The sequence below is a fragment of the Cognatilysobacter tabacisoli genome, assembly GCF_003586305.1.
GTDB classification, from domain to species: Bacteria; Pseudomonadota; Gammaproteobacteria; order Xanthomonadales; family Xanthomonadaceae; genus Cognatilysobacter_A; species Cognatilysobacter_A tabacisoli.
On the sequence record NZ_QXJI01000001.1, the window covers coordinates 237,261 to 249,869 of the forward strand.

Below are 12,609 nucleotides of genomic sequence, written 5' to 3' on the forward strand. Positions count from 1 at the left end.
GCCGCCCCTACTGACCGCCCCGCCGTGGATACCCGCCCCAGTGCGCTTGCGCTGACGCCGCTGCTGCTCTTCCTCGCGCTGTTCCTCGGCGCGGGCCTGTACTTCACCGCGCAGGGCGAGGCGATGGGGTTCTACCAGGTGCGCGCTCCCGTCGCGATACTCCCGGCGCTCGCGCTGGCCGCGTGGCTGGCATGGCGCCGGCGCGTGCCGGTGCAGGAGACGCTGTTCGCCGGCATGGGCCACCCGAACGTCATGCTGATGGCGCTGATCTTCCTGCTTGCCGGGGCGTTCGCGACCGTCTCGAAGTCGGTCGGTGCGGTCGACGCAGTGGTTGCGCTCGGCCTCGGCCATCTCCCGCCGGCGCTGATTCTCCCCGGATTGTTCGCGCTGGCCGGGTTCGTCGCGCTCGCCATCGGTACATCGATGGGCACGATCGCCGCGGTGGTGCCGATCGCGCTCGGCGTCGCCGACGCGGCGGGGCTGGACCGCGGGCTTGTGCTGGGCGCGGTGGTCGGCGGTGCGATGTTCGGCGACAACCTATCGGTCATTTCCGACACCACGATCGCGGCCACCCGCAGCCAGGGCGCGCAGATGCGCGACAAGTTCCGCGAGAACTTCTGGATCGCACTGCCGGCGGCGATCGCGACGCTGCTGACGCTGGCCGTGCTCGGCAACGCCGCCCCCGTCGAATCGGTGCGCTCGGACGCATCGCCGTGGCTGGTCCTCCCCTACGTGGCGGTGCTGGTGCTGGCGGTCGCCGGCGTGGACGTCGTCGTGGTGCTGGCGCTCGGGCTGGTGCTCGCCGCTGGCTTCGGCATCTCCCTGGGCGAAGGCTATGGAGTGGCCGAGGTCGCTGGCGACGTCTACGCCGGGTTCGAGGGCATGGTCGAGATCACGCTGCTTTCGATCCTGATCGGCGGCCTGGCGGCGCTGATGAAGGCCAGCGGCGGGCTGGACTGGCTGGCGTCGTCGATCGCGCGGCTCGCGCGCGGCAGCAGCGGCCGCCGCGTCGGCGAGTTCAGCATCGCCGCGCTGGCAGCCGGCGGTGACGCGCTGACGGCGAACAACACGGTGGCGATCCTGGTCGCCGGCGACGTGGCGCGTGACATCGCCGGGCGACATGGCGTGACGCCGCGCCGCGCGGCCAGCCTGCTCGACATCTTCGCGTGCGCGGTCCAGGGCGTGCTGCCGTACGGCGCGCAGATCCTGCTGGCCGCATCATTGGGCGGCGTTTCGTCGCTGTCGATCGCCGGCCAGGTGCACTACTGCTGGCTGCTGGCCATCGTCGCCGTGGCCTTCATGGTGTGGCCGCGTCGCGCCGAAGCCGGCGCGTCGCCGTTATCCGCTGCCGCCGACGCCTGAGCGCGGAAGCGGGTACGCGAGCGGGACGCCGGGGCGTCCCGTCGCCGAGGCGTCAGCGACCGCTCAGTCGCGCAGCTTGGCCAGCAGGCGGAGGAACTCGACGTAGAGCCACACCAGCGTGACCATCAAGCCGAACGCCCCGTACCACTCCATGTACTTCGGCGCGCCCGCGTCGACGCCCGTCTCGATGAAGTCGAAATCCAGCACCAGGTTCAGCGCCGCGATGACCACCACGAACAGGCTGAAGCCGATTCCGACGAGGCCCGACTCGTGGATCATCGGGATGCGGATGTCGAATAGCCCGAGCACGATCGTCGCCAGGTACACCAGCAGGATGCCGCCGGTCGCGGCGACCACGCCCAGCTTGAAGTTTTCGGTCGCCCGGACAAGCCCGGAGCGGTAGGCGAACAGCAGCGCGAACATCGTGCCGAACGTCAGCAGCACCGCCTGCATGACGATTCCGTCGTACAGATGGTTGTACATCGCCGAAATCGCGCCGAGGAAGAAGCCCTCGACGATCGCGTACAGCGGCGCCGTCACCGGCGACCACTCCTTCTTGAAGGCCGTCACGAGCGCCAGCACCAGCCCGCCGATCGCGCCGCCCCACAGGTAGGGGCCGGCTCCGACCGGGCCGTCGGCCGTGAACTGGACCTGGCTCCACGCGAACGCCGCTGTCAGCACGCTCAGCAACAGCAGGACGGCGGTCTTGTGGACGGTCCCGTTCAGCGTCATGGCATCGCCGTCGCGCCGGACGACCGCGCCGGTGCCGAGGTCCAGGAACGTCGATTCCTTCAGAGCGGGATTGCCGGTGCGCATGTGTTTTTCCCTGATCGGTCCGCGTCTGCGGCGAGCATACACAGCCACGCCAGCGTTCCGCCGACATTGACAGTGGGGGAGGCGGCACCCAAAATGATCGGCCTTTCGCGGCGTTGGCGCGCAACGGAAGGTCTGGCCCGGGGCATAGCGCAGTCTGGTAGCGCATCTGGTTTGGGACCAGAGGGTCGGGGGTTCGAATCCCTCTGCCCCGACCACCTGCTCGATCCGCGGTTAAGATGCTGGCCTTCGCGCCCGTAGCTCAACCGGATAGAGCACCGGCCTTCTAAGCCGGTGGTTGTGGGTTCGAGTCCCGCCGGGCGCGCCACACGCGGTTGCATCGGAGCGTCGACGGAAGGAGATTGGCCTTCGCGCGCTGTGGTGCCGAGACACCGGTTGACCGTCGATCCGACGGTCCTCCACACAGTTCTACGGTGGCTGTAGCTCAGCTGGTTAGAGTACTGGATTGTGATTCCAGATGTCGGGGGTTCGAGTCCCCTCAGCCACCCCACCTCTTGCGATTGCGCGATTGTTTGCTAAACTTTCGCGCCTAGGTATTCCGGGCCGTTAGCTCAGTTGGTAGAGCAGTTGACTCTTAATCAATAGGTCCAAGGTTCGAATCCTTGACGGCCCACCAATCCGGAAGGCACCTGGCGAAAGCCCGGTGCCTTTTTCTTTGCGTTTTCGTCGGTGACTCGAGGGCGCGCGGGGCGTGTTGGCCCGCAGGCGTCGATGCCCTGCACCGGGCCCCGCGCAGTCAGTTCGCGCCGGCATTCTTTGCCCGACGCCGCGCCGGCAACCTAGAATGCGGACGCCGGGCGGCCGCGCGAAAGTGGCGAAATTGGTAGACGCAACAGATTTAGGTTCTGTCGCCGCAAGGCGTGGGGGTTCGATTCCCCCCTTTCGCACCAGCCCGCCTTCCTTGCCCCGCCTTGCGCCCGTTCCGGGCGCTGGAAGCCGGGGCCGTCTTCGTCCACACTAGCGCGTTCCACCGGACCGGTCGCCCGACCTGGCAGCCGGTGGCATCAGGTCTTCAACATCGTGCCGCGGCGGGGCGCCGCGGACGCAGGAGTGGATATGCCGGCTGCAGATAATCGTGTTTCGGTCGAATCGGTCGGTAGCCTCGAGCGCCGCATGACCTTCAGCCTCCCGGCCGAACGTCTCGACGACGTGGTCAGCGGTCGCCTGCGCGAGATCGCGCGCGGCGCCAAGATCAAGGGCTTCCGCCCCGGCAAGGTGCCGGCGAAGGTGATCGAGCAGCGCTTCGGCGAGCAGGTCCGCGCCGAGGTGCTCGACGGGATGCTGCGTGAGGGCTTTACCAGCGCGGTTCGTGAGAGCGCACTGCAGATCGCGGGAAGCCCGCAGATCGTGGCCGCCGAGGACGATGCGCTGTCGTACGTGGCGACGTTCGAGATCGTGCCGGACTTCGGCGAGATCGATGTCGCCAAGCTGCAGGTCGTGCGCCACACCGCCGAGGTTACCGACGCCGACATCGACACGATGATCGGCAACCTGCAGCTGCAGCGACGCACCTGGATTCCGGTCGATCGCGCTGCGCAGGAGGGCGACGCCGTCGAACTGGAAACCTGGTCGCAGGTCGGCGACGAGCGCCTGCCGGCGGAAGGCGTCGAGCGCGGCGTCACTATGATCGGTTCGGGCGCGATGTTCCCGGCCATCGAGTCCGCGCTGGTCGGCATGAAGGCCGGCGACGAGAAGACCGCCGACATCGAGTTCCCGGCCGACTGGCGCGTGCCGCAGTTCGCCGGCCGCACCGTGCAGGTGCATCTGAAGGCGACGAAGGTCTCCGAGTCGTCGATGCCCGAGGTGGACGCCGAGTTCATCAAGAGCTTCGGCATCAAGAGCGGCGACCTCGACCAGTTCCGGGCGGACATCCGCACGAACCTTGAGCGCGAGCTCAAGGGTGCGCTGATGACGCGCCTGCGCCGTGAGGTCGGCGAGCAATTGATCGCGGCCTATTCGGCCGTCGAAATGCCGCCGAAGCTGGTCGAGAACGAGGCGCGCGACATGGCCCGCCAGACCGCCGAGCAGGCGCGTCGCCAGGGGCGCAACGTCGAAGTGCCGGCCGATGGCCACGTTCCGTTCCTCGACGCGGCGCGCAAGCGCGTCCTCGTGGGGCTGCTGGTCGGCGAGATCGCGCGCCGCCACCAGCTGCAGCTCGACCCGAAGCGTCTCAACGAAACCCTGCGACTGATCGCCTCGACCTACGAGGAGCCCCAGCAGGTGATCGACCTGTACCGGAACGACCAGCAGCTGATGGCCGGCCTGCAGGCACGCGTCATGGAAGAGCAGGTCATCGACTGGATCGCCGAACGGGCTCAGCACACCGAGCAGTCGCTGTCGTTCAGCGAGGCCATCCGCCAGTAAGTCTTCTGCGCGCGGTCTGGCGGGGCTGCGCGCCGGTTCGGCGGTCGCCGGGACGCTCGCGCGCCGACGGCCACCACTTGCGCAAACGTGCGCCCGCCCCCAATTTGGGGGCATTCCGAATACACAGCCCGCAGGTGCCGACTCGATGGATCTCCGAACCCAAGCCCTGAATCTCGTGCCGATGGTGGTCGAACAGACCAGCCGGGGCGAGCGCGCCTACGACATCTATTCGCGGCTGCTGAAGGAGCGGGTGATCTTCCTGGTGGGCGGCGTGGACGACCACGTGGCGAACGTGATCGTCGCGCAGATGCTGTTCCTCGAGGCCGAGAATCCCGAGAAGGACATCAGCTTCTACATCAACTCCCCGGGCGGCGTGGTCACCGCCGGCATGGCGATCTACGACACCATGCAGTACATCAAGCCGGACGTCAGCACGATCTGCATCGGTCAGGCCGCGAGCATGGGCGCGCTGCTGCTGGCTGCCGGCGCCAAGGGCAAGCGCTATGCGCTCCCGAACTCCCGCGTGATGATCCACCAGCCGTCGGGCGGCTCGCAGGGGCAGGCCACCGACATCGAGATCCAGGCGCGCGAGATCCTGACCCTGCGCCAGCGCCTCAACGAGGTGCTGGCCAAGCACACCGGCCAGTCGCTCGAAACGATCGCCCGCGATACCGAGCGGGACAACTTCAAGAGCGCCGAGGCCGCGCGCGAGTACGGCCTGGTCGACCAAGTCCTCGAGCGCCGCCCCGACGAGTCGGTGCAGCCGGGCTGAGCGCCGCCGACACCATCTGCGCGGGCCGCGACGGCCCGTCGGAAGCACTCCCAGAGCACCGATCCCGGGCCCCGGCGGGCCGGGGACGCTGTGCTATCCTCGGGCCGAAATCGACACCGCGCGGCACCCCGGACCTGCTTGACGGGCAGGTCCATGACCAGAGCACCAGTTGGGCACAAGCATGAGCGACGACCGTCAGGGCCGCAGCAGCACCGGCGACAGCAACAAGATCCTCTACTGCTCGTTCTGCGGTAAGAGCCAGCATGAGGTCCGCAAGCTGATCGCGGGCCCCAGCGTCTTCATCTGCGACGAATGCGTCGAGCTGTGCAACGACATCATCCGCGAGGAGCTGGAGGAGAAGGCGCAGGCCTCCCGCAGCCATCTGCCGAAGCCGCGCGAGATCCTCGAAGTCCTCGACCAGTACGTCATCGGCCAGCAGCGCGCCAAGCGCACGCTCGCCGTGGCCGTGTACAACCACTACAAGCGGATCGAGAGCCGGCAGAAGAACGACGAGGTCGAGCTGGCCAAGTCGAACATCCTGCTGGTCGGCCCGACCGGTTCGGGCAAGACGCTGCTGGCCGAGACGCTGGCGCGCCTGCTCAACGTGCCGTTCACGATGGCCGACGCGACGACGCTTACCGAGGCCGGCTATGTCGGCGAAGACGTCGAGAACATCATCCAGAAGCTGTTGCAGAAGTGCGACTACGACGTCGACAAGGCGCAGCAGGGCATCGTCTACATCGACGAGATCGACAAGATCTCGCGCAAGAGCGACAACCCGTCGATCACCCGCGACGTGTCGGGCGAGGGCGTGCAGCAGGCGCTGCTGAAGCTGATCGAAGGCACCGTCGCGAGCGTTCCGCCGCAGGGCGGCCGCAAGCACCCGCAGCAGGAGTTCCTGCAGGTCGACACGCGCAACATCCTGTTCATCGTTGGCGGCGCGTTCGCCGGGCTCGAGAAGATCATCCAGCAGCGCAGCACCGAGGCCGGCGGCATCGGCTTCGGCGCCAAGGTCAAGAGCAGCGAGCGTAAGGTCGAGACCGGAAAGATCCTGGCCGAAGTCGAGCCCGAGGACCTGATCAAGTTCGGCCTGATTCCCGAGTTCGTCGGCCGCCTCCCGGTGGTCGCCACGCTCGAGGAGCTCGACGAGACGGCGCTGGTGAAGATCCTCACCGAGCCCAAGAACGCCATCACCAAGCAGTTCAAGAAGCTGTTCGAGATGGAGGGCGTCGACCTCGAGTTCCGCGCCGATGCGCTGGCGGCGATCGCGCGCAAGGCGCTCAAGCGCAAGACCGGCGCGCGCGGCCTGCGGACGATCGTCGAGGCCGTCCTGCTCGACACGATGTACGACCTGCCGTCGCTGGAGAACGTCAGCAAGGTGGTCGTCGACGAGTCGGTGATCGACCACAAGACCGACCCGTACCTGATCTACCAGACGCCGCCGCCGGCGCCCAAGGTAGCGGCGGCCGAATAGCCGTTCATTCGGAACTGAACGTCGCGAGCCGCCTCCGGGCGGCTCGCTCGTTTCTGCCGCGCACGATCACGTGGCGGTCACGCTTCGCGCAGGTTCCGCGGACCTCGATTTGCGCTGCGCACGCCGCGGCAATTGGCTGATTCGACACGGCTTTCCAGTACGTGAACGGCGCCGGCGTCGTGGGCGGCTTGCATCCTTTCGCGCAGGCCCCCATAACCGTGCCAACGGGCCGCGCGCCCCACGAAATCCCCCTTGGTGTCGCCCCGGCCCCTCGCCGGCGCGTTGCCGCCACCCCACGATTCCGGAGCCGCCGATGTCCTCCTCCAGCCCCAGCGAATCCTTCGACCTCCCCGTCCTGCCGCTGCGCGACGTGGTCGTGTTCCCGCACATGGTGATCCCGCTGTTCGTGGGCCGCGACAAGTCGATCCGCGCGCTCGACCTGGCGATGGAAGCGGACAAGCGCATCCTGCTGGTCGCGCAGAAGTCGGCGGAGACGGACGACCCGGGTGCGGCCGATCTGTTCGAGATCGGCACGCTCGCCCAGGTGCTGCAGCTGCTGAAGCTCCCCGATGGGACGATCAAGGTGCTGGTCGAAGGCCTGTCGCGCGTGCAGGTCGACCAGGTCGCCGAACGCGATGGCGCGCTCGCGGGCCGCGCCGTGGTGGTCGAGCCGGTCAGCGACCGCGACGAGCGCGAAGTCGAAGCCGTCATGCGGTCGCTGATGGGCCTGTTCGAGCAGTACGTCAAGACCAACCGCAAGCTGCCGCCCGAATTGATGCAGACCCTTTCCGGCATCGATGAGCCGGGGCGCTTGGCCGACACGATCGCCGCGCACCTGGGCGTGCGCATCAGCGACAAGCAGAAGCTGCTCGAGACGCACGCGATCGGCGCACGCCTGGAGCAACTCGTCGGCCTCGTCGACGGCGAGATCGACGTGCAGCAGCTGGAGAAGCGCATCCGCGGCCGGGTCAAGTCGCAGATGGAGAAGAGCCAGCGCGAGTACTACCTCAACGAGCAGATGAAGGCGATCCAGAAGGAGCTGGGCGAGATCGACGAGGCGCCGAACGACATCGACGAACTCACGCGCAAGATCGCCGAGGCAGGCATGCCGAAGGCGGTCGAGGCGAAGGCGCGCAACGAGCTCAACAAGCTCAAGCAGATGTCGCCGATGTCGGCCGAGTCGGCTGTCGTGCGCAATTACCTGGAGTGGCTGCTGGGAGTGCCGTGGAAGAAGCGCAGCAAGGTGCGCAAGGATCTGAAGGCGGCGCAGGAGGTGCTCGATGCCGACCACTTCGGCCTCGAGAAGGTCAAGGAGCGCATTCTCGAGTACCTCGCGGTGCAGACCCGCGTGAACAAGATGAAGGCCCCGATCCTTTGCCTGGTCGGCCCGCCCGGCGTCGGCAAGACCTCGCTTGGGCAGTCCATCGCGAAGGCCACCAACCGCAAGTTCGTGCGGATGTCGCTCGGCGGCGTGCGCGACGAAGCCGAGATCCGCGGCCACCGTCGCACCTACGTCGGTTCGATGCCCGGCCGCATCGTGCAGAACCTCAACAAGGTCGGCACCAAGAACCCGCTGTTCGTGCTCGACGAGATCGACAAGATGTCGATGGACTTCCGCGGCGACCCGTCGTCGGCGCTGCTTGAGGTGCTCGATCCGGAGCAGAACCACACGTTCAACGACCACTACCTCGAGGTCGATCTCGACCTGAGCGAGGTGATGTTCGTCGCGACGTCGAACTCGCTGAACATCCCGGGCCCGCTGCTGGACCGCATGGAGGTGATCCGCATTCCGGGCTACACGGAGGAGGAGAAGCTCAACATCGCGATGCGCTACCTGCTCCCCAAGCAGATCAAGGCCAACGGGCTCAAGCTGGACGAGGTCAAGATCGCAGAAGGCGCGGTGCGCGACATCGTGCGCTACTACACGCGCGAATCAGGCGTGCGCAATCTCGAGCGAGAGGTGTCCAAGATCTGCCGCAAGGTGGTGAAGGAAATCGCGCTGGCCGGGCCGGTATCGAAGAAGAAGGGCAAGTCGACGACGGTCAACGTGACGTCGAAGAACCTCGAGAAGTACCTCGGCGTGCGCCGATACGACTTCGGCCGCGCCGAGGAGGCCAACGAGATCGGCCTGGTCACGGGCCTGGCCTGGACCGAGGTCGGTGGCGACCTGCTGCAGATCGAATCGACGCTCGTGCCCGGCAAGGGCCAGCTGCTGCTGACAGGGCAGCTCGGCGACGTGATGAAGGAGTCGGCCTCGGCTGCGCTGTCGGTCGTGCGCGCGCGCGCGGAGCGGTTGGGCATCGACATCGAATTCCTGCAGAAGCACGACGTGCACGTGCACGTGCCGGAAGGCGCGACGCCGAAGGACGGGCCGAGTGCGGGCATCGCGATGGCGACGGCGCTCGTCTCGATGCTGACCAAGAACCCGGTGAAGGCCGACGTCGCGATGACGGGGGAAATCACCCTGCGCGGCCGCGTGCTGCCGATCGGCGGGCTCAAGGAAAAGCTGCTCGCTGCGCTGCGCGGCGGCATCCGCACGGTGATCATCCCCGAGGAGAACCGCAAGGACCTCGTCGACCTGCCCAAGGCCGTGACGCAGGGCCTGAAGATCATTCCCGCGCGCTGGATCGACGAGGTGCTGGACATCGCGCTGGAGCGGCCGCTGTCCCCTGCGCCGGCGTCGGGGCAGGGCGAGTTGCCGGTGCGGGATGGCGAATCGCGCGGTGCTTCCGAACTGGGTGTCAAGCACTGATTGGACATTGCGGGCGAATACATGCGCAAAGCGCTGGAAGCCGCGTCAACACTGGCTTTCGCGCTTGCGCCCCCAAAATGCCACTGGTATAACGACGACAACCGCGCTGCAGCTACGTTTCAGCGTAATCAGCGCGGCACAGTCGATCGGGGAGTCTGCCGGGCGAGGGGCTGGCCCGATTCTCAGAACACGCGGTACCAATCCGCAGAGGGAGTCCATACGAATGAACAAGGCTGAGTTTGTTGCTGCCGTCGCTGACGCTGCCGAGCTGTCGAAGACCGACGCCGCCAACGCCGTCGACGCCGTCATCAGCGTCGTGACCAAGGCGCTGAAGAAGGGTGACACCGTCACGCTCGTCGGCTTCGGTACGTTCCAGGTCCGCAAGCGCGCTGCCCGCCAGGGCCGCAACCCGAAGACCGGCGCAACGATCAAGATCAAGGCCTCGAAGAATCCGGCGTTCAAGGCTGGCAAGGCGCTGAAGGACGCTGTAAACTAAGCAGCTCCCCGCCAGGGCCATTGGCCCGGGCAATCGATCCGGGGGTGCTTAGCTCAGCGGTAGAGCGTCTCCCTTACAAGGAGAGGGTCGGGGGTTCGAAACCCTCAGCACCCACCAACAAGCACCGTTGGATCGAAGAGTTCGAAGCGCGGAGTGGTAGTTCAGTCGGTTAGAATGCTGGCCTGTCACGCCGGAGGTCGCGGGTTCGAGTCCCGTCCACTCCGCCAGTTTCGCCAAAGGCGCCGGAAACGGCGCCTTTGCTTTCCAGAGGGGAGTGAGGCGGTGCGCGATTTTCGCCTCGTTCCCGCAGCAGGTTTCAAAACGCGGAGTGGTAGTTCAGTCGGTTAGAATGCTGGCCTGTCACGCCGGAGGTCGCGGGTTCGAGTCCCGTCCACTCCGCCAGTTTTGCGAAGGACGCCGGAAACGGCGTCCTTTTTTTTGCCCGCGACTCGGGGTCCGCGCACGCGTTGGCCGCCCGGCGTCCCGTCCGGGCGCGCGGCCGCGGTCCCCGGCCTCTGGCGCGAGCGGCTACACTGTCGCGCTTTGGTACCGACGCGACCCGCACATGCTGCAGAAACTCCGCGACAAGACCTCCGGCTGGATCGCCACGGTGATCCTCGGGCTGCTGATCATCCCCTTCGCGTTCTTCGGCCTGCAGGACTACCTCGTCCAGCGGTCCGACATGCACGTCGCGCGCGTGGAAGCGCCGCCCGCGTGGTGGCGGTCGGCCCCGTCGTGGTGGCCGGTCTCGGTGCTGTGGGAGCACGAGGACGTCACGCTCGACGAGTTCCGGACCGCCTTCGAGCAGGAACGGCAGCGCCTGCGCGCGGAGCAGGGCGATGCGTTCGACCCACGGCAGTTCGAATCGGTCGACAGCAAGCGCGCCGTGCTCGAGCGCCTGATCGACCAGCGCGTGCAGCGGCTGGCGGCCAAGCGCGACGGCATGATCGTCAGCGACCAGATGGTCGTGCAGACGATCCAGGAGATCCCCGCGTTCCAGGTGGACGGACGGTTTGATCCGGAGCGCTATCGCCTCGCCCTTGCGAGCCAGAACCAGTCGACGGCGCAGTTCGAACAGCTGGTCCGCGACGGCCTGCAGTCGTCGCTGATCGCCGCCGGCATCGGCGGCAGCCAGTTCGCCACCGCGTCCGAAGTCGACCGCGTGCTGCGCCTGCTCGGCGAGCAGCGCGACGTGTCGCTGCTGATCGCGCCGGCCCCGCCGGTCGATACCGCAGCGGTGAGCGCCGCGGAGATCGAGTCCTGGTACAAGGCCCACCCGGCCGACTACCGCGCGCCCGAGTCGGTCGACATCGAGTACGTCGAACTGATGGCCTCGGCCATGCCGGCCCCGGCGCCGGCCGACGAGGCCACGCTGCGCCAGCGCTTCGCCCAGGAGCAGGCGAAGTTCGCCGCCGCGGAGCAGCGTCTGGCGTCGCACATCCTCGTCTCCGTGCCCGCGGGCGCCGACGCCGCGGCCACGAAGGCGGCCGAACAGAAGGCGCAGCAGCTGGCCACGCAGGCGCGCGCGCCGGGGGCCGACTTCGCGGTGCTGGCGGGCGCGAGCTCCGACGACGCCGGCTCCAAGGCGAGCGGCGGCGATCTGGGCTGGATCCAGAAGGACATGATGCCCAAGCCGTTCGAGGACGCGCTGTTCGCAATGCAGGCCGGCGAGATCCGCGGCCCGGTCAAGACCGAGGCGGGCTGGCACGTCATCCAGCTGCGCGAGATCAAGGCCGGCCAGCAGGGTTCGTTCGAAGAGGCGCGCGAGTCGCTTGCCCGCGAGCAGCTCGATGCCGACCGCGACCGCGCGTTCAACGAGCTCAGCACGAAGCTGGTCGACCTCGTCTACAAGAATCCGACCTCGCTGGCGCCGGCGGCGCGCCAGGTCAACCTGCCGGTGCAGAAGCTGGGCCCGATCACGCGCACCGGAGGCGAAGGCCTGGCAGCGAACCCCGCCGTCAAGCGAGCGGCGTTCTCCGACGCGCTGATCCAGGACGGCGCCGTCAGCGATCCGATCGAGATCGCGCCGGGCCACGTGGTGCTGATCCGCGTCACCCGCCACTCGCCCGAGGCTGCACGGCCGCTGGCCCAGGTGCGCGACGCGGTGATCGCCGCCGTGCGCGCCGACCGGACCCGCAAGGCGTCGGAGCAGCGCGGCGATGCGCTGCTGGCCCGCGTGCGCGCCGGCGAGACGCTCGAGGCAATCGCCGCGGCCGAGCAGCTGCCCCCTCCGGACAACATCCCGTCGGTGCCGCGCGGCGCGCCGATCCCGACGCCGGAAGTGTCCGAGGCGATGTTCGCCGCGACGCCGCCGGCGCCGGGCAAGCCCTCGGCCGGTCGCGTCGTGCTCGAAGACGGCCGCGTTGCGCTGTTCGTGCTCAACAAGGTCACGCCGGGCGACGTGGCGTCCGCGCCGCTCGACCGGCGCCTCGGCCTGCAGCAGCAGCTTTCGACGCTGGGCGGCAACGACGACGTCGAGGCGCTGGTCAAGGCGCTGCGCCGCGGCATGAAGGTGTCGGTGATCGAGGCGAATCTCTGACCGACCTCGCGCGTGG

8 protein-coding genes and 8 tRNA genes are annotated in these 12,609 nt (G+C 67.8%); 15 read left to right on the top strand and 1 reads right to left on the bottom strand.

Annotation, left to right across the window (positions count from 1 at the left end):
• Positions 1-24 precede the first annotated feature (24 nt).
• The gene (locus D3A60_RS05660; protein WP_196778664.1) at positions 25-1,362 is read left to right on the top strand and encodes a Na+/H+ antiporter NhaC family protein; all 1,338 of its coding nucleotides are present in this window, start codon (positions 25-27) and stop codon (positions 1,360-1,362) included.
• 63 nt (positions 1,363-1,425) lie between these two features.
• Here D3A60_RS05660 and D3A60_RS05665 read toward each other — a convergent pair whose 3' ends face one another.
• The gene (locus D3A60_RS05665) at positions 1,426-2,178 is read right to left on the bottom strand and encodes a Bax inhibitor-1/YccA family protein (protein WP_119717772.1); all 753 of its coding nucleotides are present in this window, start codon (positions 2,176-2,178) and stop codon (positions 1,426-1,428) included.
• Between the two features lie 138 nt (positions 2,179-2,316).
• Here D3A60_RS05665 and D3A60_RS05670 point away from each other — a divergent pair.
• From D3A60_RS05670 to D3A60_RS05735, 14 genes are all read left to right on the top strand, one after another.
• Positions 2,317-2,393 (top strand) — tRNA-Pro (locus D3A60_RS05670).
• A 33-nt stretch (positions 2,394-2,426) separates the two neighbouring features.
• Positions 2,427-2,503: transfer RNA gene (locus D3A60_RS05675), tRNA-Arg, on the top strand.
• Between the two features lie 106 nt (positions 2,504-2,609).
• A tRNA-His gene (locus tag D3A60_RS05680) sits at positions 2,610-2,686 on the top strand.
• A 50-nt stretch (positions 2,687-2,736) separates the two neighbouring features.
• Positions 2,737-2,812, top strand: a tRNA-Lys gene (locus D3A60_RS05685).
• A gap of 189 nt (positions 2,813-3,001) precedes the next feature.
• Positions 3,002-3,086: transfer RNA gene (locus tag D3A60_RS05690), tRNA-Leu, on the top strand.
• A 166-nt stretch (positions 3,087-3,252) separates the two neighbouring features.
• Positions 3,253-4,560, top strand: a complete 1,308-nt coding sequence (gene tig / locus D3A60_RS05695; protein WP_119717773.1) for a trigger factor — start codon at positions 3,253-3,255, stop codon at positions 4,558-4,560.
• A gap of 145 nt (positions 4,561-4,705) precedes the next feature.
• On the top strand, positions 4,706-5,332 hold the full coding sequence (gene clpP / locus D3A60_RS05700; RefSeq protein ID WP_119717774.1) for an ATP-dependent Clp endopeptidase proteolytic subunit ClpP: 627 nt from the start codon (positions 4,706-4,708) through the stop codon (positions 5,330-5,332).
• Between the two features lie 181 nt (positions 5,333-5,513).
• Complete coding sequence (gene clpX, locus D3A60_RS05705; RefSeq protein WP_119717775.1) at positions 5,514-6,806, top strand: ATP-dependent Clp protease ATP-binding subunit ClpX; 1,293 nt, start codon at positions 5,514-5,516, stop codon at positions 6,804-6,806.
• Positions 6,807-7,119: 313 nt separating this feature from the next.
• Positions 7,120-9,558, top strand: a complete 2,439-nt coding sequence (gene lon / locus D3A60_RS05710; RefSeq protein ID WP_119717776.1) for an endopeptidase La — start codon at positions 7,120-7,122, stop codon at positions 9,556-9,558.
• A gap of 223 nt (positions 9,559-9,781) precedes the next feature.
• Entirely contained in the window at positions 9,782-10,054 is a 273-nt protein-coding gene (locus D3A60_RS05715) for an HU family DNA-binding protein (RefSeq protein WP_119717777.1), read from the top strand.
• Between the two features lie 42 nt (positions 10,055-10,096).
• A tRNA-Val gene (locus D3A60_RS05720) sits at positions 10,097-10,171 on the top strand.
• Positions 10,172-10,204: 33 nt separating this feature from the next.
• Positions 10,205-10,281 (top strand) — tRNA-Asp (locus tag D3A60_RS05725).
• 98 nt (positions 10,282-10,379) lie between these two features.
• A tRNA-Asp gene (locus tag D3A60_RS05730) sits at positions 10,380-10,456 on the top strand.
• 163 nt (positions 10,457-10,619) lie between these two features.
• Positions 10,620-12,593, top strand: coding sequence for a SurA N-terminal domain-containing protein (locus D3A60_RS05735; protein WP_119717778.1), 1,974 nt, complete (start codon positions 10,620-10,622; stop codon positions 12,591-12,593).
• Positions 12,594-12,609 lie beyond the last annotated feature (16 nt).